The sequence below is a fragment of the Nocardiopsis sp. iso_186 genome (genome assembly GCF_056173365.1).
Genome location: NZ_CM149670.1, coordinates 3,089,264 through 3,110,121 on the forward strand (window position 1 = coordinate 3,089,264; position 20,858 = coordinate 3,110,121).

21 protein-coding genes and 1 pseudogene are annotated in these 20,858 nt (G+C 72.0%); 8 read left to right on the top strand and 14 right to left on the bottom strand.

Annotated features, from left to right (window positions below):
• Positions 1–97 precede the first annotated feature (97 nt).
• On the bottom strand, positions 98–1,537 hold the full coding sequence (locus AC0VYP_RS13655; RefSeq protein ID WP_475469980.1) for an aminotransferase-like domain-containing protein: 1,440 nt from the start codon (positions 1,535–1,537) through the stop codon (positions 98–100).
• A 40-nt stretch (positions 1,538–1,577) separates the two neighbouring features.
• Here AC0VYP_RS13655 and AC0VYP_RS13660 point away from each other — a divergent pair, with 40 nt between their 5' ends.
• Positions 1,578–2,432 (top strand): DMT family transporter, encoded by an 855-nt coding sequence (locus tag AC0VYP_RS13660; protein ID WP_475469981.1) that lies wholly within the window; start codon positions 1,578–1,580, stop codon positions 2,430–2,432.
• A 22-nt stretch (positions 2,433–2,454) separates the two neighbouring features.
• On the opposite strand, the gene AC0VYP_RS13665 is transcribed toward AC0VYP_RS13660, so the two are convergent.
• Both AC0VYP_RS13665 and AC0VYP_RS13670 read right to left on the bottom strand, forming a co-directional pair.
• Complete coding sequence (locus AC0VYP_RS13665) at positions 2,455–3,996, bottom strand: glycosyltransferase family 2 protein (protein WP_475469982.1); 1,542 nt, start codon at positions 3,994–3,996, stop codon at positions 2,455–2,457.
• A 485-nt stretch (positions 3,997–4,481) separates the two neighbouring features.
• Positions 4,482–5,084, bottom strand: a complete 603-nt coding sequence (locus AC0VYP_RS13670; RefSeq protein WP_475469984.1) for a CGNR zinc finger domain-containing protein — start codon at positions 5,082–5,084, stop codon at positions 4,482–4,484.
• A 20-nt stretch (positions 5,085–5,104) separates the two neighbouring features.
• Here AC0VYP_RS13670 and AC0VYP_RS13675 point away from each other — a divergent pair, with 20 nt between their 5' ends.
• Positions 5,105–5,557: a VOC family protein gene (locus tag AC0VYP_RS13675; RefSeq protein WP_285760076.1), complete on the top strand. Its 453-nt coding sequence runs from the start codon at positions 5,105–5,107 to the stop codon at positions 5,555–5,557.
• 69 nt (positions 5,558–5,626) lie between these two features.
• Here the strand turns inward: AC0VYP_RS13675 and AC0VYP_RS13680 are convergent, their stop codons facing one another.
• From AC0VYP_RS13680 to AC0VYP_RS13690, 3 genes and pseudogenes are all read right to left on the bottom strand, one after another.
• Positions 5,627–6,349 (bottom strand): pentapeptide repeat-containing protein, encoded by a 723-nt coding sequence (locus tag AC0VYP_RS13680; RefSeq protein ID WP_475469985.1) that lies wholly within the window; start codon positions 6,347–6,349, stop codon positions 5,627–5,629.
• 77 nt (positions 6,350–6,426) lie between these two features.
• Positions 6,427–6,780, bottom strand: a pseudogene (locus tag AC0VYP_RS13685) (PucR family transcriptional regulator); the annotation flags it as partial.
• Complete coding sequence (locus AC0VYP_RS13690; RefSeq protein WP_475474366.1) at positions 6,747–6,905, bottom strand: hypothetical protein; 159 nt, start codon at positions 6,903–6,905, stop codon at positions 6,747–6,749. The gene AC0VYP_RS13690 and the pseudogene AC0VYP_RS13685, both read right to left, overlap by 34 nt.
• 224 nt (positions 6,906–7,129) lie before the next feature.
• Between AC0VYP_RS13690 and AC0VYP_RS13695 the strand changes: the two genes are divergently transcribed.
• Genes AC0VYP_RS13695 through pucD form a run of 4 tightly spaced genes read left to right on the top strand, consistent with a single transcriptional unit; the run spans position 7,130 to position 12,247 of the window.
• Positions 7,130–7,999 carry an FAD binding domain-containing protein gene (locus AC0VYP_RS13695; protein ID WP_475469987.1) on the top strand — a complete coding sequence of 290 codons (870 nt, stop codon included), beginning with the start codon at positions 7,130–7,132 and terminating at the stop codon, positions 7,997–7,999.
• Positions 7,990–8,496 carry a (2Fe-2S)-binding protein gene (locus AC0VYP_RS13700; RefSeq protein WP_285760080.1) on the top strand — a complete coding sequence of 169 codons (507 nt, stop codon included), beginning with the start codon at positions 7,990–7,992 and terminating at the stop codon, positions 8,494–8,496. Before AC0VYP_RS13695 ends, AC0VYP_RS13700 begins: the two co-directional genes overlap by 10 nt.
• Positions 8,493–9,848: an 8-oxoguanine deaminase gene (locus AC0VYP_RS13705; protein WP_475469989.1), complete on the top strand. Its 1,356-nt coding sequence runs from the start codon at positions 8,493–8,495 to the stop codon at positions 9,846–9,848. Before AC0VYP_RS13700 ends, AC0VYP_RS13705 begins: the two co-directional genes overlap by 4 nt.
• Positions 9,848–12,247 (top strand): xanthine dehydrogenase subunit D, encoded by a 2,400-nt coding sequence (gene pucD / locus AC0VYP_RS13710; RefSeq protein WP_475469990.1) that lies wholly within the window; start codon positions 9,848–9,850, stop codon positions 12,245–12,247. The genes AC0VYP_RS13705 and pucD overlap by 1 nt, the downstream gene beginning before the upstream one ends.
• A gap of 41 nt (positions 12,248–12,288) precedes the next feature.
• Here the strand turns inward: pucD and AC0VYP_RS13715 are convergent, their stop codons facing one another.
• The 3 genes from AC0VYP_RS13715 to AC0VYP_RS13725 all read right to left on the bottom strand — a co-directional run bounded on the left by AC0VYP_RS13715 (position 12,289) and on the right by AC0VYP_RS13725 (position 14,972).
• On the bottom strand, positions 12,289–13,239 hold the full coding sequence (locus tag AC0VYP_RS13715) for a D-alanine--D-alanine ligase family protein (protein WP_285760083.1): 951 nt from the start codon (positions 13,237–13,239) through the stop codon (positions 12,289–12,291).
• A gap of 57 nt (positions 13,240–13,296) precedes the next feature.
• Positions 13,297–14,619, bottom strand: coding sequence for an aminotransferase-like domain-containing protein (locus AC0VYP_RS13720; RefSeq protein ID WP_475469992.1), 1,323 nt, complete (start codon positions 14,617–14,619; stop codon positions 13,297–13,299).
• Between the two features lie 191 nt (positions 14,620–14,810).
• Positions 14,811–14,972: a hypothetical protein gene (locus AC0VYP_RS13725; RefSeq protein ID WP_285760085.1), complete on the bottom strand. Its 162-nt coding sequence runs from the start codon at positions 14,970–14,972 to the stop codon at positions 14,811–14,813.
• 357 nt (positions 14,973–15,329) lie between these two features.
• On the opposite strand from AC0VYP_RS13725, the gene AC0VYP_RS13730 reads away from it, so the two are divergent.
• Complete coding sequence (locus tag AC0VYP_RS13730) at positions 15,330–16,172, top strand: SigB/SigF/SigG family RNA polymerase sigma factor (protein ID WP_285760086.1); 843 nt, start codon at positions 15,330–15,332, stop codon at positions 16,170–16,172.
• Between the two features lie 173 nt (positions 16,173–16,345).
• Here the strand turns inward: AC0VYP_RS13730 and panD are convergent, their stop codons facing one another.
• The 3 genes from panD to AC0VYP_RS13745 form a co-directional block, all read right to left on the bottom strand.
• A complete protein-coding gene (gene panD, locus AC0VYP_RS13735) occupies positions 16,346–16,786 on the bottom strand; it encodes an aspartate 1-decarboxylase (RefSeq protein ID WP_475469995.1) in 441 nt (146 codons plus the stop codon).
• Positions 16,787–16,880: 94 nt separating this feature from the next.
• Positions 16,881–17,879, bottom strand: coding sequence for a sigma-70 family RNA polymerase sigma factor (locus tag AC0VYP_RS13740; RefSeq protein ID WP_475469997.1), 999 nt, complete (start codon positions 17,877–17,879; stop codon positions 16,881–16,883).
• A 49-nt stretch (positions 17,880–17,928) separates the two neighbouring features.
• Positions 17,929–18,114 (bottom strand): hypothetical protein, encoded by a 186-nt coding sequence (locus AC0VYP_RS13745; RefSeq protein ID WP_475469999.1) that lies wholly within the window; start codon positions 18,112–18,114, stop codon positions 17,929–17,931.
• Positions 18,115–18,441: 327 nt separating this feature from the next.
• Between AC0VYP_RS13745 and AC0VYP_RS13750 the strand changes: the two genes are divergently transcribed.
• On the top strand, positions 18,442–18,783 hold the full coding sequence (locus AC0VYP_RS13750; RefSeq protein WP_285760090.1) for a hypothetical protein: 342 nt from the start codon (positions 18,442–18,444) through the stop codon (positions 18,781–18,783).
• A gap of 10 nt (positions 18,784–18,793) precedes the next feature.
• On the opposite strand, the gene AC0VYP_RS13755 is transcribed toward AC0VYP_RS13750, so the two are convergent.
• Complete coding sequence (locus tag AC0VYP_RS13755; RefSeq protein WP_475470001.1) at positions 18,794–19,513, bottom strand: TVP38/TMEM64 family protein; 720 nt, start codon at positions 19,511–19,513, stop codon at positions 18,794–18,796.
• A 53-nt stretch (positions 19,514–19,566) separates the two neighbouring features.
• On the bottom strand, positions 19,567–20,826 hold the full coding sequence (ilvA, locus tag AC0VYP_RS13760) for a threonine ammonia-lyase IlvA (RefSeq protein WP_475470003.1): 1,260 nt from the start codon (positions 20,824–20,826) through the stop codon (positions 19,567–19,569).
• Positions 20,827–20,858: the final 32 nt, after the last annotated feature.

Sequence of the window (20,858 nt, forward strand, 5' to 3'; positions counted from 1 at the left end):
ACGCCGAGGCGGTGGGCCGAGGTGGTGGGCCGCCGCCCACCACCGCCCTCGTGCACGCGCGCAAGCCGCGGTGACACCGCGGGCACCGGCACGCCGGTCAGTACCGGTCCAGGGCGCTGCGCAGACGGCGCACCCCCTCGGCGATCTCGGTGGTTCCCGCTGTTGCGGCGAAGCTCAACCGCACGTGCGGTGCGGGTGCCTCCGCCGGGAAGTAGAACCGGCCCGGCGCGATCGCCACTCCCGCGCGCAGTGCGGCGGCCACGAGCCCGGTGTCGTCGGTCCCCTCGGGCAGGCGCAGCCAGAGGTGGAGCCCGCCGACGGGAACGCGGGCGAGGGACAGTTCGGGAACCTCGGCCGCGAGTGCTGCGACCATGGCCCGACGGCGCTCGTGGAGACCGCGGGCGACCGTTCTGAGGTGGCGTCCCCACCCCGGGGCGGCCACCAGTTCCGCCGCGGCTTCCTGCAACGGCCGGGGCACGAAGAAGTTCTCCACGACCTGGATGGCGCGCAGCCGCTCCATGACCGGGCCGCGGGCCGTGAGGGCGGCGACGCGCAAGCTCGGTGACGTCGCCTTGGTGAGGGAGCGCACGTGCACGACCGTGCCGTCGGGGTCGTCCGCGGCCAGCGGCGCGGGCACGGGGGCGGCGTCGGCGTGCGCCAGGTGGCGGGCGAAGTCGTCCTCCAGGACGAATGCACCGGCCGATCGGGCGATGTGCAGGACCTCGGCCCGTCCCTTCTGCGAGAGGACCGTGCCGGTCGGGTTGTGGAAGAGCGGCTGGCACACCAGCAACCGCGCCCCGGTCGCCCGGAACGCCTTCTCCAGCAGGTCGGTACGGAGTCCGTCAACGCCGACGGGTACCGGAACGGGGCGGGCCCCGCAGGCCCGGGCCACGGCCAGCATCCCGGGATAGGTCGGCGATTCCACCAGGACGGGGGCTCCCGGCGCGGTGAGCGCGCGCAGCGCGGTGGTGAGGGCGCTCTGCCCGCCGGCGGTGATGAGGACGTCGGCGGCGCGGACCGCGCCGCCGATCTGGCGGGCGAACCAGGCGCGCAGCTCCTCGACTCCTTCGATCGGAGGGCTGGTCCATGCGTTGGGGCGGCGGCCCGCGCGGGCGAGTGCGGACGCCAGTTCGCGTTCGGGTTGCAGCCCGGAGTAGAGGTATCCGCTGTTCATCGCGATCACGTCGGGGGCGGGAACGGCCAGGGTGGCCAGGACGCTGGAGGCGTCCACGGTGCGCTCGCCGTGCTCTGCGGCGGCTGCGGCCTGCTCCGCGCTCAGCGACACCTCCTGCCAGGAGGTGTCGGGAGGGTTGGGGGTCCGGGGCTCGACCGGGGCGCGAAAGGCTCCGGAGCCGGGGCGGGTGCGCACCAGTCCTTGCGCGGCGAGCACGGCGAGCGCGCGGGACACGGTGACGGGGCTGACGCCGAAGCGCTCGACCAGGGCTCGGCTCGACGGAAGCTTTTCCCCCGGAGAGTAGCGGTCAAGGTCACCTTTCAGGGCTTTCACCAAATTGTCCACACTGCTACCGTTGTTCATGAAAATAGAGAGTAGCGCTATCAGCCGGGAGGCGATAGCGGTGCGCACCGGGACCCTGCTGGCCGGTGCGGGCGTACTGGCCTTTTCGCTGAACTTTCCGGCCACCACGTGGTCGCTGGGGTCCTTCGGCCCGTGGACCACAGCCGCCCTTCGCTGCGTGATCGCCGGGCTCCTGGCGGGCGGTTGCCTGCTGGCGGCGGGGGCACGCGTGCCGGCCAGGCGGCACTGGCCCGGCCTACTCGTCGTCGCCGTCGGGTGCGTTCTGGGTTTTCCGCTGCTCAGCACGCTGGCGTTGGAGACGACTCGCACCTCGCACGCGGCGGTCGTGATCGGCGGCCTGCCCATCGCGACCGCCGTCGTGTCCTGTCTGCGTACCGGGCAACGGCCGTCGCCGGTGTTCTGGGGAGCAGCGGTGGCCGGAGCCGCGACGGTCGTGGGCTTCGTGCTCCTGGAGGGCGGCGGGTCACTGACCGCGGGGGACGGCTACCTCTTGGCGGCACTGGTGGTCTGTGCGGCCGGTTACGCCGAGGGCGGTCAACTGGCCCGTCACCTGCCGGGCTGGCAGGTGATCGCCTGGGCACTGGTGGCGGCGCTACCGCTGACCACACTGGTGAGCACGGTCGCGCTGACGGCCGAACCCGTGCACCCGGCCTGGACGGGGGTGGCCGGGATGGCCTACCTGGCGGTGGTGACGCAGTTCGTGGCCTTCGTGCTGTGGTACGGCGGGATGGGCGTCATCGGCGTGGCCAAGGCCAGTCAGCTGCAACTCGCCCAACCCCTGCTGACCCTGCTGTGGGCGGTGGCCCTCCTGGGCGAACGCCTCACCCCCGCGGCTCCCGCGGCAGCGGCGGCCGTCCTCGCCTGCATCGTGATCACCCAGCGGGCACGCGGCTGAGCAGCGGGGTGCGTGGGACCGGTCAGCGGCGGCGCAGGGAGCGCAGGGAGCGGGTCAGCCGCGCGGCGGCGCGACGCAGGGCCGTACGGCGGCGCGGCGGCGGGGGCACGTCGTAGGGCACGGACTCGCGACGTGGTGCGGGCAGTCCCGGCCAGGGGCGCTGCTGGGACTCCCCCACCGTCAACGCGGTCAGGTCGATCAGCTCGACCGGCGCGCTGTGCGTCCGGTACCGCCCGTGGATCTCGGCGACGACCAGCGCGAGGTCCTCGCCGGGCCGGCGCACCCGCAGTGCGCGGGCGACCGCGCGCGTACGCCACAACCGCACCCCGGGACTGGTGATGCCGGGCAGGCGGCCGAGCTCGGTGAGCCCTGCGCGAGAGCGCTCGGCGCGGGCGACCAACAGGGCGACGGTCTCGCGGCCGACCCCCACTTCGACGGGGAGTTCCAGCAGGTAGGGCGAGGGAAATCCGGTTCGGGGCGCGACCGGGGCGAAGCCGACCCGGGGTTCGGACAGGTAGTTGGCCTGCACCAGGCGCGCCTCCAGGCCGGAGTCGCCCGCACCGTCCCAGTCGGCGACGAGGGTCACCTCCAGGTCGGTCTCGCTACAGGACAGGAGCCGGTCCACGCAGGCGCGCACCAGTTCGTAGCGGACACCGGTGACGTCAACGACCGCGCGCACGAGCGGGACCCGGCTCTCCTGGACTGCGGCCTGCTCGCGGTAGACCCGCGGATGCGGCATGAACCCGGACAGGACCTCCGCACGGAAGTCGGGCGAGGGCACGCGGGTACGGTTGGGGGTCGCCGGGCCCAGGTGCCAGACCCTGGCCGCACGGTCGGGCACGAACACTCCGCCGGCCTGCCAGAGCCGGTAGCCGAGCTCGGTGTCGTGGCCCAGGGTGAGCGCGGGATCGACCCCTCCCGCCGCCTCGTAAAGGGCACGGCCGACGGTGGCGCAGGAGCCCACGAACGCCTGGAAGCCGAGATGGTCGGCGTCGCAGAGGTCGGTGGTGGAGTGCAGGAGGCGTTCGACCCAGGCATGGGGCCGGGCGTCCGCGAGAAGCCCGGGGAGCGCTCCGGACGCGGTGAGCCGGGCCGTCTCGGCCGGGGTGAACCACTGGTCGGAGGCGAAGCGCGGGCTGCCGAGCGTGACCGCCTCGGGGTGGACGTGCTGCCATCGGACCAGGGTCGCGATGAGGTCGGCCCCGGCGACGAGGTCGGGGTCCAGCCAGCAGATGACCTCACCGGAGGTCACGTGTGCGCCGTAGGCGCGGGCGTGCCCGACCCCCCAGCCGGTGTCCGGGGCCCGCTCGATCCGGCAACGGGCGGGGCGCAGCGCGGGCAGGCGCAACGGGGCCGCGGAGTGGTCGTCCACGACGACCACGTCGATGAGGTGGGCGGGGTAGGTCTGCTCGGCGAGACTGGCCAGCGTGAGGTCGAGCCGGGCCTGGCCGCCACGGGCCGGGATGACGACGCTGACCGAGAGGCGGGGCGTCTCCTCTCCGACCGGGGGCGGGGCCAGCGGCTTCCAGTCGTTGCGAAAGACGCGGGTGTCAACGTGGTCCACCCGGCCTCGGTGGGACACCCCGTCCGCACGTGACACTGCGTACTTAAATGACTGCACATAGTGACTATACGTGAGCTTGGCGGTCCGCGACAGGTTTCGACAGGAACCTCCGCCCCGGACATCGACGCGGGCGGCACCTCGGCCGTCCTCCGAAGCGCCGCCTTCGCCGACAGGACAGACGCTAGCCCGTGGGTACGACACAACGGCGCCGCGCAACCGAAACGCGGTCCGACGAGCGGATCCCGCGCCGTCTCCTGCGGCCGTCCGTTCCGGTCGGGCACCCGGTTCTCCCGGTCGGGACGGCCCCGGTCCCTGCGACAAGGGACCTTGCGCCCCGGAGCGGCGTCGAGGCACACGCAACGGCTGCCCGCACCTGGCCACCAGGGCGTGGCCATGGCCTTTCCACCCCCGTCAGGGCCGCCGCCGAGATCCCGGGCGACGGGCGGGCGGGACGGCGTCCTCGTCCGGCCCGGTGGATGCGACGATCACCCCTCCTCGGCACGGCGCGCACGCAGTGCCCGCACCTTGTGACGGTTGCCGCAGTGCTCCATGGAGCACCAGCGGCGACGCCCCGGGCGGGAGGTGTCGGCATAGACGAGAAAGCAGTCCTCGGCGGAGCACACCCGGATGCGGTGCGCAAACGGACCGGTGAGCAGGTCGACGGCGTCGCGGGCGACGGTGGCGAGCAGTTCGGCGCCACTGGCGGGGCCGGCCCAGCTCCGTTCGCCGGCGGGGCCGATGACCGGCGCCATCGGCGACCGGGCCGCGAAAGCATTGAGGGCACCCAGGTCCTCGAGGGCGAGCGGGCGGTCCTGGGCCCGGGCTGTGGCGACCCGGAACAGCGCGTCGCGCAGGACGCGCGCGTCCGCCAGTTCGGCCTCGGAGACCTCCAGTCGCGGCGTGGGGTCCAGCCGCGACCGCTGCGCCCAGGCGGCGAGGTCGGCGGGGGCGTGCAGCACCTCGTACCGGCGAAACGCCCCCGGGCCTCCGGTGGTCAGCAGCTCCAGGCACAGTGCGCCGGGGTCGAAGCGGTAGGCAGCCCCGGCACGGGAGCGCATCGGCATCCCCGGGGTTGCGGACGAATCCATGTAACCACTATAACCAGCACATGGCACTGCACTGGAAACTGGTCTTCGACGCCACGGACGCACCCGCCCTCGCGGACTTCTGGGCCGCCGCGCTGGAGTACGAAGTGGAGGACACCAGCGCGCTGATCGACCAACTGTTGACCGACGGCCTCGTCGGCGCGGACGCCGTCACCGAGCACAACGGCCGCCGGATCTTTCGCGGCTACGCCGCGATCCGCCACCCCGAGGACCCGTTCGACGCGGTGACCGGCATCGGTGGCGGCCGGAGGCTGCTCTTCCAGGACGTGCCCGAGGAGAAGACGGTGAAGAACCGCCTGCACATCGACGTCCACGGCGCGCCCGGCGAACTCACGGCGCTGGTGGACCGGTTGGAGACGGTCGGCGCCACCCGCGTCCGCGAGGTGGACCAGGGACCGGCCGGGCACTGGTGGATCATGCGCGACCCCGAGGGCAACGAGTTCTGCGCCGTCTAGGGCCGTGGCGGGAAGAGTTCACCCGCCCCTGGGCCCACCTGCCGTTCGCATCGCCGGAGGCCGGTCGGCTCAGTCCGCGGCCACCACCACTCCCATCGCCGCCAGCAGCATCTGGGCCTGGGCCGCGGAGACCGTCGCGCCGCGCATCCACCCGGCCTCGCCCAGGACGACCTCCCCGAGGTCGGCGCCCCTGAGGTCCGCGCCCCGCAGATCGGCACCGCGCAGGTTCGCACCGCGCAGCGCGGACCGGCTCCATGTGGTGTCGCGCAGGTCGGCGCCGCCGAGATCGGCCTCGTCCATGCGCAGCCCGGCCAGTTTCTGACCGCGCAACCCGAGGCGGGGCATCCGCGCCAGCATGAGGTTGCAGCCGGCGAAGGACAGGCCGACCCCGCGGCTGCCCCGGAAATCCGCGCCGCTGAGCCGACAGCCGACGAAGGCGGTCTGCGCCAACAGGGCGCGGTCCCACCGGGTACCGGCGAGGTCGATGTCGCCGAAGCGCGTGTCGGCGCACTCGGCCTCGGTGAAGTCGGCGTCGGGTGCGCCTCCCCCGGTGAACACGGCGTTGTCCAGGACGGCACGCCCCAGACGGGCACCGTCCACCCGGCAGCCGGTGAAGACCGCACCCACGAGGTCGGCACCGCGCAGGTCCGCACCGCGCAGGTCGCACCCGGTGAACCGGCGCTCGCCCTGCTTCACGGGCGATCCCAGCTCCTCGCGCAGGTCCGCGCCGTTCAGATCCGTTCCTGCGAGCTCCCCGCCGTCGGCCAGAACCCGGGCCACCGTCGATTCCACCGCTGCTCCCCTGCTCGTTTTCGCTTCCCCGACTGTCGCGACCGGTGGAGCCTAACCGGACGCGGTGACAAGACCGTTCACTCGCGCAGTCGAAGCGCCAGGAACAGGTCAACCCGCTGATCGATGCGGGACAGGTCGCGCCCGGTCAGCTCCTCGATGCGCCCGATCCGGTAGCGCAGCGTGTTGACGTGGACGTGCATGGCCGCGGCGCAGCGCTGCCACGATCCGGAGTGCTCCAAGAACGCCTGCGGTGTCCACGTCAGGTCGCCCCGGTGGTCGCGGTCGTGGGCCGGCAACGGGCCCAGCACCCGGTCCCGGTAGGACGAACGCACCTCTCCGGGAAGCGAGGCCAGCGAGCGCACGAACTCCTCGGAGTCGGCCGCCCCCGCGTGCCACATCATCCCCCGGTCATGACCAGCTCTCCGCCGGTGGGGTAGCGCTGCGGGCTGGGCAGATCGGTGGTGGGGACCGAGCGCACCGGACGCCGCGCGTGGTGGGCGCCGCTGAGGAAGCGCAGCCGCAGGCGCGGTACGGCGACCAGCTCGCTGATCAGCATGGCCCGTCCTTTGCCGTTGCGCGCAGAAGGACCCCCTGCGCTGCGGCCACGGTAGCCCAGACGGGCTTTTGGAGGAAAACACCGATGAAAGGCCCGACCTGCCGTTCTCTTCATGTCTTCGCGTCCTGGTCCTGGCCCCCGTCAAGTGCTGTACTGGAACCCGGAGAGCGGGCAGGGACCGACACGGCGCACCGTCGCGCGCCGGCGAGCAGCAAGGACGACGTATGCAATTCCTGAGCCCCGCCACCCTGGCGGAGGCGCTCGCCGCCAAGGGCGAGCAGCCGGACGCGGTGCCGATCATGGGCGGCACCGATGTGATGGTGGAACTCAACTTCGACAAACACCGGCCGCCCGCACTGATCGACCTGACGCGCATCGCGGAGCTTCGGGAATGGCGGGTCGAGCCGGGCCACCTGCGCCTGGGGGCCGGGGTGCCCTACACCGAGATCATCGACCGTCTGCGCGGCCGCGCCCCCGGTCTGGCCATGGCCGCACGCGCCGTGGCCTCCCCCCAGATCCGCAACCGCGGCTCGGTCGGGGGCAACCTCGGCGGCGGCTCGCCGGCCGGCGACGCGCACCCACCGCTGTTGGCGGCGGACGCCACCATCGAGCTGGCCTCGGCGCGGGGCGTGCGCCGGGTCGCGGCCCGGGAGTTCTACCTGGGGCCGCGCCGGACGGCGCGCCAGGACGACGAGCTGATCACCGCGGTGCTCCTGCCCGAACCGGCCGGCCCGCAGCAGTTCTGCAAGATCGGCACGCGCAACGCGATGGTGATCGCCGTGGCCTCGTTCGCCCTGGCCCTGAACGGCCGCACCCGCGAGGTCGGGACCGGGATCGGTTCGGCCGGACCGACACCGTTGCGCGCACGGGCGGCCGAGGAGTTCATCGCGGCGGAACTGGACTGGGACGAGGCAACGGCCCCCGCGCCGACGGCCGTACGCCGGTTCGGCGAACTGGTCGCCGCGACCGCCCGCCCGATCGACGACGTGCGCGGCAGCGCCGAGTACCGCAAACACGCCCTTTCGGTCATGGCCCGCCGGGCCCTGGCCTGGGCCGTCACCGACTACCGGAAGGAGATCGCCACGTGCGCGTGACATTCGAGGTCAACGGCCGGGAGGTGTCGGCCGACAACGTATGGGCCGGTGAGAGCCTGCTGTACGTGCTGCGCGAGCGACTGGGCCTGCCCGGGAGCAAGAACGCCTGCGAACAGGGCGAGTGCGGTTCCTGCACGGTCTACCTGGACGGGGTGACGGTGTGCTCGTGCATGGTCGCCGCCGGGCAGGCCCAGGGGCGGGCGGTGCGCACCGTGGAGGGCATGGCCGAGCAGGGCGCGTCCGGCGAGGCCCGGCTGAGCGTGATCCAGGAGGCGTTCGTCGAGGCCGGTGCCGTGCAGTGCGGTTTCTGCACCCCGGGCCTGCTCGTGCAGACCGAGGACCTCATCGCGCGCACCGTCGGTCGGGGCCGCGGTGTCCCCGAGGACGCCGCGATCCGCGAGCACCTGTCGGGCAACCTGTGTCGCTGCACCGGCTACGAGAAGATCGTCGAAGCCGTGCGCACCGCGGCCGAGCGCACAGAGGAGGGCGCCCGGTGAGCACGACCGTGGTCATCGACGGCGCCCATGTGGTGACCGTGACCGGCGCCGAGTACCCCTCGGGCCACGTCGTCGCCGTGGACGGGCACATCACCGAGGTCGGCCCTGGCCCCGCTCCGTCCACGGCCGGCGCCCGGATCATCGACGGACGCGGCTGCGTGGCCACCCCCGGGCTGGTCAACACGCACAACCACCTGTACCAGTGGGCCACCCAGGGCCTGTTCACCGACAACACCCTGTTCGAGTGGCTGGCCGGTTCCTACGAGATCTGGGACCGCCTGGACGCCGACGTGGTCGCGGGCACCACCACAGCGGGGACCGCGTGGCTGGCGTTGTCCGGTTGCACGACCGCCTCCGACCACCACTACATCTTCCCCGACGGGCGCGGGGACATCGCCTCCGCCGAGGTGGAGGCCGCCCGGGCCGTGGGCATCCGCCTCGATCTGGCCCGCGGCTCGATGGACCGCGGACGTTCCGCGGGCGGCCTGCCGCCCGACAGCGTGGTGGAGACGCTGGACGGAGCGCTGGAGGCGACCGCGGCTGCCATCGACACCCACCACGACCCTGCCTTCGACTCGATGACCCGGGTGGCGGTGGCGCCGTGCTCGCCCTTCTCGGTGAGCCGGGAGCTGATGGTGGGGGCCGCCGAGTTGGCCCGCACCAAGGGAGTGCGGCTGCACACCCACCTGGCCGAGACCCTGGACGAAGAGCGTCAGTGCCTCGCGGAGTTCGGCTGCACACCGGTGGAATACGCCGAGAAGCTGGGCTGGCTGGGGCCCGACGTCTGGTTGGCCCACGCCGTGCACCTGTCCGACGACGCGATCGCCCGGGTGGCCGCGACCAAAACGTCGATCGCGCACTGCCCCACCTCCAACGCCCGCCTGGGCGCGGGAATCTGCCGGGTGACCGAACTGGTGGCGGCGGGCGCGGCCGTGGGCCTGGGGGTGGACGGCCCCGCCTCCAGCGAGCTGACCCCGTTGGCGGGCGAGATGCACCAGGCACTGCTGATGGCGCGCGCCCGTATGGGGCCCCAGGCGCTGAACGCGCGCCAGGCCCTGGAACTGGCGACCATGGGCGGGGCCCGCTGCCTCGGCCGCGCCGACGAGCTCGGTTCCCTGGAACCGGGGAAGCTCGCCGACATCGCCCTGTGGCGAGTGGACGGTTACGGCTACGACGTCATCGCCGACCCGGTGGTGGCCCTGACCTTCGGTCCCACTCCCCCACTGGAGCATCTGCTGGTCGGCGGTGCAGGCGTCGTGGACCGCGGAGAGCTCCGCACCGTCTCCGCGGAGGCGGCCGCCCTGGCCGGACGCCAGGCCCACACCAGGCTGCTCCGGGAGGTGAACCGCTGATGACGACCACGACCGGAACCACCGCGTCGGGCCTCTCCGGCGCGATCAAGGACGGGGTTGGCACCAGCCCGCGCCGTCCCGACGGCACCCTCAAGGTCACCGGGGAATTCGCCTACTCCTCGGACATGTGGACAGAGGACATGCTCTGGGGGATGACACTGCGCAGTCCGCACCCCCATGCCCTCATCAAGGGGGTCAACATCACCGAGGCGCTGCGGCTGCCGGGGGTGTACGCCGTCCTCACCCATGAGGACGTGCCCGGCGAGAAGCGCTACGGGCTGGAGTACCTCGACCAGCCGGTGCTGGCCGAGGGCAAGGTCCGCTACCAGGGCGAACCGGTGGCCATCGTGGCGGCCGACCATCCCGAGACCGCGCGCCGGGCGCTGGAGCGGATCAGGGTCAACTACGAGGTGCTGGCACCGGTGTCGGACCCGATCAGGGCCGCGTTCGACCCCGACTGCCCACTGGTGCACGAGGCGGGTTCGCTGCCGGTGCACCGGCAGTACAACCAGAACGGCAACCAGGTCCGCTACCAGCCGATCCGTACCGGCGCCTTCGCCGAGGGCGCCTCGGTGGAGGAGCTGCGCGCCCGGGCCGACGTCACCGTGTCGGGCTCCTACGAGGTCGGCATGCAGGACCAGGCGTTCCTGGGGCCGGAGTCGGGCCTGGCGGTACCGGCCGAGGACGGCGGCATCGACCTCTACATCGCCACGCAGTGGCTGCACGTGGACCAGCGCCAGATCGCCCCCTGTCTGGGGCTGCCCGCCGACCGGGTGCGCCTGACACTGGCCGGCGTGGGCGGGGCGTTCGGCGCCCGCGAGGACCTGTCGATGCAGATCCACGCCTGCCTGCTGGCGCTGCGCACCGGGCGGCCGGTGAAGATCGTCTACAACCGCGAGGAGTCCTTCTTCGGGCACGTGCACCGCCACCCCGCGCGGATGGAGTACGAGCACGGTGCCCTGGCCGACGGCACGCTGGTGTACGCGACGATGCGCATCGTGCTGGACGGCGGCGCCTACGCCTCGACCACCCCGGCGGTCGTGGGCGTGGCCTCCTCCCTGGGCATCGGGCCCTACGAGGTGCCCAACGTGCTGGTGGACGCCTACGGCGTCTACACCACGAACCCGCCGTGCGGGGCCATGCGCGGCTTCGGCGCGGTCCAGGCGTGCTTCGGGTACGAGTCGCAGATGGACCGCCTCGCCGAACGGCTGGGCATGCACCCGGTGGACTTGCGGCTGAAGAACGCCGTGGCGCAGGGATCGCGCATCATCACCGGTCAGGTGATCGACTCGCCGCTGCCGATGGCCGAGATGCTGATACGCGCCCGGGACGCGCCGATGCCGCCCGAGCGCGCGGCCCTGCCCGACCCCGGCGACCCGCGGATCCTGCCCGGCGGGATGGCCAACACCAGCCACGGCGAGGGGGTGGTGCGCGGCGTGGGCTACGGCGTGGGTCTGAAGAACCTGTGCTTCTCCGAAGGGTTCGACGACCACTCCACCGCACGGGTGCGCCTGGAGGTCATCGGCGGCGAGCCGACGGTCCTGGTGCACACCGCCGCGGCCGAGGTGGGCCAGGGCCTGGTCACGATCAAGGGCCAGATCGCGCGCACCGAACTGGGGGTGGAACAGGTCACCATCCACCCCGCCGACACCCGGGTGGGGTCGGCCGGCTCCTCCTCCGCCTCGCGCCAGTCCTACATGACGGGCGGAGCGGTGAAGAACGCCTGCGAGGCGGTGCGCGAGAGGGTGTTCGGCCTGGTCCGCGAACGCGGGCTGGTGGCTCCCGACCATGCGGGCGCCCTGCTGTCGCTGAGCGGGGGCAAGGTCCTCTCCGCCACCGAGGGGGTGCTGGTGAGCCTGGTGGAGCTACTGGGCGACTCCGCGGTGGAGGAGACCCGCGAGTACCGACACCGCCTGACCCAGATGATCGACCCGGTCACCGGCCAGGGCGACTCCCACACCCAGTTCGGGATGTGCGTGCACCGGGCGGTCGTCAACGTGGACGTGGAACTGGGCCTGGTCAAAGTCGTGGAGATGACCGCGGTCCAGGACGTGGGCCGGGCACTGCACCCCCAACAGCTCGCCGGGCAGATCCAGGGCGCCACCACCCAGGGGATCGGATTGGCGCTGATGGAGGAGATTCAGGTCAAGGACAGCGTGATCCGCAATCCGTCCTTCACCGACTACCTCATACCCACGATCGCGGACACCCCGCCGATGCGCCTGGACATCCTGGAGTGCCCCGATCCTCAGGCCCCCTACGGACTGCGCGGGGTGGGAGAACCCGGAACCCTGTCCTCCACTCCGGCGGTGGTCGCGGCCGTGCGCGCAGCCACCGGTCGGGCGCTTTCCCGGACACCGGTGCGCCCCGAGGACATCGTGGGGATCGAGCGGGCGTGACCGTGGCGCCCGGGCACCGAAAGGACCCGGGCGCCCGGTGCTCAGCCCCGCAGCAGCGCCCGGTGGGCGAGTTCTCGGCACACCACGGCGAAGTCCAGGCCCGCCGCCTCCACCGCGAGGGGAAGCGTGGAGGTCTCGGTCATGCCGGGCGAGACGTTGGCCTCCAGGAAGCGCACCGTGCCGGAGTCGTCAACGATGAGGTCGGTGCGCGAGAGGTCGCGCAGCCCCAGGGCCTTGTGGGCGGTGACGGCCGCCTGGGCCGCCGCGGCGGCGACCTCGGCGGACAGCCGGGCCGGGCTGAAGAACTCGGTGCGCCCGGCGGTGTAGCGGGCGGTGTAGTCGTAGGCCCCGCCGTCGGGGACGATCTCCACGGCGGGCAGTGCCACGGGGCCGTCGCCCAGGTCCAGGACGCCCACCGCGATCTCGGTGCCCAAGAGCTGTTCCTCGATCAGCGCGGTGTCGCTGTAGGCGAAGCAGCTGACCAGCGCCGCGGAGAGGTCGGCGGCGCCGGCGACCGCCGTGGCGCCGAACGCGGAACCGCCCTGGTCGGGCTTGACGAACAGCGGCAGGCCCAGGGAGTCCACGATCCGTTCCAGCACGGCCGGGGCGCCGAGGTCGTGGAAGACCGACTTGGGCAGGGCCGCACCGCGGGGGACGGCGACCCCGTGCTCGGCCACCCTGGCCTTGGCGATGGGTTTGGCGTAGGTCGCCCGGCAGGCGTCGGGGCGTGCACCGACATAGGGCACCCCCGACAGCTCCAGGACCTCGCGGATGGCGCCGTCCTCGCCCAGTGCACCGTGCAGGACCGGCAGGACCACCTGCGGCGGGTCGGTGGTCAGTGTCTCCAGCAGCCCCGCGGAGGCGTCGGCGAGCTGCACCTCGATGTCCAGGCGGCGCAGCGCGTCGGCGACCCTTCGGCCGGAGCGCACCGACACCTCGTGCTCGGGTGAGAGCCCGCCGGCCAGCACGAGTACTCGGTTCAGGTCGGCCACGGCCCTGTTCTCCCTCTGTCCTGCCACTGCCGGCGCCCCAGTCTCCTCGCCCCGCCGCTACGGCAGGTCGGGTGCTGGGGCGTCGTCTCCCAGGCGCGGCGGCGCCGACGCGCTGCCGAACGTATCACGCAGCGAGATCTCACTCTCCAGTACGCCGACGAGTCGCCGCACGCCCTCCCGGATCTGCTCCGGGGTGGGGTAGCAGAACGACAGCCGCATGTTGCCGCGGCCGTCGTCGCCGTGGAAGAAACCGGTTCCGGGCACGTAGGCGACGCGCTCGCCGACTGCGCGCGGCAGCATGGCCTTGGAGTCCAGTCCCTCGGGCAGGCGCACCCACACGAAGAAGCCGCCCTCGGGCCTGGTCCAGGAGCTCCCCACGGGCATGAGGGCGTCCAGGCTGGTCAGCATCGCGTCGCGCCTGGCCCGGTACATCTCGTTGAAGTCCTTGATCTGCTCGCGCCAAGGATGCGTGGCGAGATAGCGCCCCACGACCAACTGGTTGAAGCTGGAGTGGCTCAGCATCGCGGACTCGGCGGCCAGGACCAGTTTGTCGCGCACCGCGGAAGGGGCTAGCGCCCACCCGATGCGAAAGCCCGGCGACAGCGTCTTGGAGAAGGAGCCGAGGTAGATGACGTTGCGGGGTGCGTCGGCGCGCAGCGCGCGAACCGGTTCCCCCTCGTAGCGCAGCAGTCCGTAGGGGTTGTCCTCCAGGACGAGGAGGTTGAACCGCTGGCAGATCTCCAGGACCCGTGCGCGGCGTTCGGTGGTGAGCGTGACGCCGGCCGGGTTGTTGAAGGTGGGGACGGTGTAGAAGAACTTGACCCGGGCGCCCTCGGCCGCCAGCCGGGTCAGCATCTCTTCGAGCGCCTCGGGGATCACGCCGTCGTCGTCCATGAGGACGTGTTCGATGCGGGCCTGGTAGGCGGCGAAGGTGTTGATGGCCGTCACATAGGTGGGACCCTCGGTGAGCACCACGTCACCGGGGTCGATGAAGACCTTGGTGACCAGGTCGAGCGCCTGTTGGGAGCCCACCGTGACGATCACGTCGTCGGGACTGGCGTCGATCCCCTCCAGGCCCATGACCTCGCAGATGTGCTGGCGCAGCACGGGATCGCCCTGGGCCGAACCGTACTGCAGGGCGGTGGCGCCCTGCTCGGTGACGACGCGCTGGACGATGTCGCTGAGCGCGTCCAGCGGAAGGGCGCTGACGTTGGGCATGCCCCCGGCCAGCGAGACGACCTCGGGCCGCGATGCGACGGCGAACAGTGCGCGGACCTCCGAGGCCACCATCCCCTGGGCGCGTGCGGCGTAGGAACCGACGTAGGGGTCGATGCGCGAGCCCTGCGGGCAGGGCTTGGACTCTCGGGGATCAACGGACACGATCCACCTCCGCGTACTGATGGCAGGAATCCGGGAGGCAGAGGCGGACCTGCGAGAACGGCGGGCATGCGCCGGTCGGCGCCGCGTCGGCGACCCGGTGGTCGCGGGCAAGTCTACGCACTCGCTCACGGGCACGACCGGCGAAGACCACGAAACCCGCTCGCCGGGGGGCGAACCGCGCGCGAGCGCACTCAGGGGGCGCGTTGCGGCCCCGGTTCGTCGTCTCCCGCTCCCATGATCGCCTCGACGAGCGCGAACACCGCCGCCGGCGGCGGATCCTGCCACAGGAGGGCCGCTGCCGCCTCCAGCATCTGACCATCGTCGAGGTCCTCCCAGTCCACGCGTGCCGTCATGGCCTCTCGCTGCCCCGAAGCGTCCGGGGCAACCAGTGGCAATAGCACCGGTTTCACCCGCCGTATGACTACCCGCGGCTTTTGTGGAGGCAAAGAACCCTTCCGACCGGAGTGAAACCTCGGGCAACCACCCCCTCTGGGGCTGTCGTGGGGGACTCCGGGCGGGTAAGTGTGGAACCGCACCATTTTCGCTCCCGGATTTCCGGGCGGCGATTTCTTAAGGTCCGAATAACGGCCTCGTTGCTTCATTCGCACCCGCGCCCCAACCGGCCCGCGTACTCTGCGCGGGATCTTGCCGGCGTAAGGGGCGGCGCCACTTCGTCACGCCGCCGCCAGGGCCAAAAGCAGGAGATCCACATGGCTGGAACGCAAACCGAGTCCTCGAACGCTGCACGCGCACGGATGCCATGGGCGGTCGCGCCTTATCCGCGCCAGGCCGCCGATGACGATGCTCCGAGCACCGAGGAGCTGTTGACCGAATTAGCGGAGGCGGGTTGCGCGGCCGAGGCCGAACCCATCCGCGCCGAGGTCGTGCGCCGTCACGAACACATAGCCAGACGCGAGGCGCGGCGCTACCGCAACCGTGGTGAACCGCTGGAGGATCTGTACCAGGTCGCCGTGCTGGGTCTGATGCGCGCGATCGAGGGCTACGATCCGCGCTTCGGCAAACCGTTCATCTCCTATCTGATGCCGACGATGTGCGGCGAGCTCAAACGCCACTTCCGCGACCACACCTGGGCGGTGCGGGTTCCTCGCAAGTACCAGGAGCTGCGCACCGAGCTCAACCGCATGACCCTGGAATTCGCGCAGGCCAACGGGCGTTCGCCCACTCTGGTCGAGACCGCGCACGAGCTGGGCCTGGCCGTGGAGACCACTGTCGAGCTCCTCGACGCCGCAGCACAGTACCGGGCACTGTCCCTGGACGCCCCGCACGGGGGCTCCGACGACGACACCGACAGCCTGGGCGACACCATCGCCTACACCGACCGAGCGCTGGAGGGTGTCGTGGACCGGATCGCCTTGAAGGAGGCCCTGGCCCAACTGCCTTCCAGGGAACGGCGCATTCTGCTGCTGCGGTTCTTCGGTGACAAGACCCAGGCGCAGATCGGCGCGAGCATGGGGTTGTCCCAGATGCACGTCTCGCGGCTGCTGTCGCAGACCCTGGAGCGTCTGCGCGACCACATGCGCGAGCGGAGCTGACGCGCTGGGGCAGTCGCCCCGACCGTCTTCGTTGTGACGGAGCACCCCGCCCGATCGTGGACGGGGACGTCCGCCTGCGCCGAGCGCGGGCGGACGGCCTCGTCACGGCGGCAGGGAACCGGGCACGGGGCGGGAACCCCGGCTGGTGCACCTGCTTTCGGCCGCCCCGCGGGTCAGCCGACCCGTTCGCGTGTCCCGGACCCCGTGTGGCCGGCACCGGAGCGCAGATCCGAGCCGGGAACCGGCTGTGCCGGGTCGTCGCCCAGTTCCACGATCCGGTTGGCCGCGTCCACGTGCACGACGCTGGGGACGTGACCGGCCCGTTCGGCCTCGTCCACCACGGCGTAGGAGATGATGATGACGAGGTGGCCGGGGTTGACCAGGTGGGCGGCCGCGCCGTTGATGCCGATCACCCCGCTGCCGCGCTCGCCGGTGATCGCGTAGGTGACCAGCCGGTTGCCGTTGTCGATGTTGACGACGTGCACCTGCTCTCCGTCCACCAGGTCCGCGGCCGCCATGAGGTCGGCGTCGATGGTGATCGATCCGACGTAGTGCAGGTCGGCCTGGGTAACCGTGGCGCGGTGGATCTTGCCGTTGATGAGGGTGCGCTGCACGATCTCTGCGTCCTTAAGCTGTGCGGTCCATCAGGTCTACAGGCCGCGAAGGGTCCCGTGTCCCTCCATCATGCCCTCCGTGCACGCGACGTGCTCACCCGGCGGGGGTGGCGGGCGACACCCCCGCCAGTGACGGGGGCAGGCCGAACGTCACGAAGAGCCGGGGGGCGAGGAAGCTGACGACATGGGAGAAGCCCGCCCGGGTGGGGGTGAGCACCTGGAGGAGGAAGGGCCGGTACTCGCCTCCGTCGCGCAGATACACCCCGAACGCCGGCTGGCCGTTGGCGCCGGCCGGCAGCAGGCGGAAGTCGCCGGGACCGCCCGGGCACCTGGCCGCGAGGTGGCGGCCCACCGCGGCCGGGCCCCGGTACCAGGAGGCGAAGGGCGGCATCTCCCATACCGCGTCGGCGGTGAGCAGGCGGGTGATGGCGGCGACGTCCTTGCGTTCGAAGGCCGCGGCGTACCGGTCGAGCAGCCGACGGTACTCGGCGTCCTCCGGTTCGAGGACGCTTTCCTCGGCCGGGGCGGCTTCGGCGATCCGGGCGCGGGCGCGCTGCAAGGAGCTGTTGACAGCGGTGGTCGTGGTGCCCAGCAGTTGGGCGACCTCGGCGGCGCGCCACTGCAGCACGTCGCGCAGCACCAGGACCGCACGCTGGCGGGGCGGCAGGTACTGGAGGGCGGCGACGAGCGCCAGTCGGAGGCTGTGGCGCTGGGCGACGACCGAGGCGGGATCGCCCCATTCGACGGCGACCGGCACATCGGGCAGGGGGTGCAGCCAGGGAATGTCCGCGGAGCGCCTCGGGTCGTCCTCGGGGTCGGCCGGCGAGCCGCCCAGCCCGGTCGGCAGCGGGCGCCGGGCCCTACCGCTCAGGGCGGTCAGGCAGACGTTGGTGGCGATGCGGTAGAGCCAGGTACGGATGCTCGATCGGGCCTCGAACCCGTCGTAGGAACGCCACGCCCGCAGGTAGGTCTCCTGGACCAGGTCCTCGGCATCGTGCACCGAGCCCAGCATCCGGTAGCAGTGCACCAGCAGCTCGCGGCGGAAGGGCGCCGCCGAGTGCAGGAAGGCGTCGTCGGCGAGCACCTGTTCCATGGTCGTGCCTCTCCCGCGCGTGGCCTGTCGGCACCGACCCTAGACCCCGTCAAGGCACCGTCTCGCCATCTGTGTGGCACAGGATGGCGTTGACGAAGGCGAACACCACGGCGGGCGGAGGCTCCTCTTCTATGAGGGCCATGGCCGCGGCCATCAGCTCGTCGTCGTCGAGGTCGCTCCAGTCGGCGTAGGTCATCATGGTTGTTCTGCTGCCCAGTAGGAGCGCGGTCAACACGCCGGCCCCGTGCGTCCTGCCCGTCCCGGGCCAGATCTCCCGCTCCGGCGCGGGCCCCGGCGATGGGAAAACCCGTACTTTTCCGCCCGGGGACCGTCGGTCGTGCATCGCATCACCGAATCGGCCAATCCATGCGCCCACCAGCACCGAATTACCTCTGGGGCGGGGGGAGCCCCCCACTGGAGACGGGGGCACGGACCTCACCGCCCCTCTTGGAGGCCACCCCGGTGAAACGCGGGCGCGCTTCGCGTAATGGATGCTGCGCGAAGCGCGTCTGCTAACCGGTTCGGCCCGCACGCGGCCGGGGAAGACGCTAGCGTCGCCACCGTGCCCACGACCCGACTCTCAACTGCCCAGGGATGGCTGCGCCGCCTCTACCACGAGCACGGTGAACCCCTCCTGTTGGCCGCCCGAAGCGATCCGCGCCTGCACGACCTGATCGTGGTGCGGGCCGGGGCCCTACAGGCCGACCTGTGCGCACGGGGGATCAGACCGCGCACCCGACGGGCCCGCCAGGCGATCACCGACCAGGCACGCTCGGCCGTGGAGGCGGTCACCGCCCCGAACGCCCGGCTGCCCCCGCCTGTAGCGGACGGCCACAGCTGGTTCTGCCTGGAACTGGCGGCCTGCTACGTGCTGCTCACCCACAACGAGGTGCGCCGCGAATAGGGTGCCGGGCTCAGCCTTCGTCGCCGGTTCGGTCGGCGGGCTCCATGCGACGCGACAGCCGTCGGGCAGCGAACGCGCCCCCGACGACGAACAGCACCAGTACCCCCACGGCCGCGAGAAAGATCGGCGACGTGGGGGTGGCCGCACCACGGCCCAGGAAGACGTAGACGAACACCGAGGGCACGATGCCGATCGCCGTTCCCAGCGTGTACTGCCTCAGGGTGACCGCGGTGAGGGCGGAGCCGTAGTTGACCAGGGTGAACGGGAAGAGCGGGAAGAGCCGGACCAGTGCGACGGCGAGGGTCCCCCGTCGGGCCAGGAATGCGTTGAGGCGGTTGACCCTGCCCCCGGAGAGGCGTTCGACTGCTTCGCGGGAGAGCCCCCGGCCCAGCAGGAACGCGGCGACCGCGCCCAGCGTCGCACCCGCCCATACCAGGGCCGCCCCCAAAAAGATGCCGAACAGCGCCCCGGCAGCCGCATCGAGGAACGCGACGGGAAACAGCGCGACGGTGGCCAGGGCGTAGAGGAGGACGTAGAGCGGCGGCCCCCACGCCCCCAGTCCCGCGACGTGCTCGCGCGCCGTTGCCAGTGCGTCCAGCCCTTGCGTGGCCGCCAACCAGCCGCACCCCGCCAGGATCGCGACCAGCAGGACCACACGCGGCCACGGCGAGCGCAGCAGACGCACCAGCGGGGCGGGGCGCGAGGGCGCCGGAGGCTCTTCGTGTGTCACCGCGGTTGACTCGCTTCCATCCGCCGCACCGTCCTTGGTAGTCGCGGGCCGGGTCAGAGCAGGAAGGAGAACAGCGGCGACCCCGGGGAGACCCGTTCGATCTGCAGCGGGCTCTCCGACATCCGCTTGACCAGGGCCTCGATGTCGTCGGCGCGGTCCAGTTCGATGCCGACCAGCGCGGGCCCGGTCTCCCGGTTGTTCTTCTTGACGTACTCGAAGGCGACGATGTCCTCGCCCTCGTCCAGCACCTCGTCGAGGAAGTGGCGCAGCGCGCCGGGTTCCTGGGGGAAGGTCACCAGGAAGTAGTGGCGCAGCCCCTCGTGCAGCAGGGAGCGCTCGATCACCTCGCCGTAGCGGCTGAGGTCGTTGTTGCCCCCGGAGACGACGCACACGACCGGCCCCTCGGGCCTGCGCCCCAGTGGCATCCGGGCGGCGGCGCTGGCCAGTGCTCCGGCGGGCTCGGCGATGATCCCCTCGTTCTGGTAGAGCGCGACCATCTCCGTGCACACCGCGCCCTCGGGCACCGACACGATCTCGTCAACCAGGTCGCGCACGAGCCGGTAGCAGTGCTCACCGACCCGGCCCACCGCGGCCCCGTCGACGAAGGTGTTGACGTGGGGCAGCGCGACGGGTCCACCGTTGTCCAGGGCAGCGCGCATACTGGCCGCACCGGCGGGTTCGGCGCCCACGACACGGACCCCGGGCAGGTTCTCCTTGACCCACAGCGCGATGCCGGAGACGAGGCCGCCACCGCCGACCGGGACGACGACGGTGTTGACGGGGCCGGTGAGCTGCTGGGTGATCTCCAGCCCCACGGTGCCCTGGCCGGCGATCGTGCGGGGGTCGTCGAACGGGGGGACGTAGACGGCGCCGGTGCGCCGGCTGTCCTCGTGGGCGGCGGCGTTGGCTTCGTCGAAGGAGCGGCCCACGATCACCTGGCGCACCCAGTCGCCGCCGATCGCCGCGATGCGTCGGCGCTTTTGCCGCGGGGTGTTGGAGGGAAGGTAGACCCGTCCCTTGATCCGGAGTTCGCGGCAGCTGAACGCCAGTCCCTGGGCGTGGTTTCCCGCGCTGGCGCACACGACGCCGCGGCTGCGCTCCTGTTCGCTCAACGACGCGATCAGACTGTAGGCGCCGCGCACCTTGTAGGAACGGCACAGCTGGGCGTCCTCGCGCTTGAGCAGCACCGGGACGCCTACGTCGTCGCTGAGCCGGGCGCTGTGCTCAAGCGGGGTACGCCGTACCACCGCCTCCAGGCGGGAGGCGGCACGGACGATCGCGGCGGGGGTCAACTCATCGGGCTCGTGGGACACGGCAGCGATGCTACCTCGCCTGTTGCGGTCCG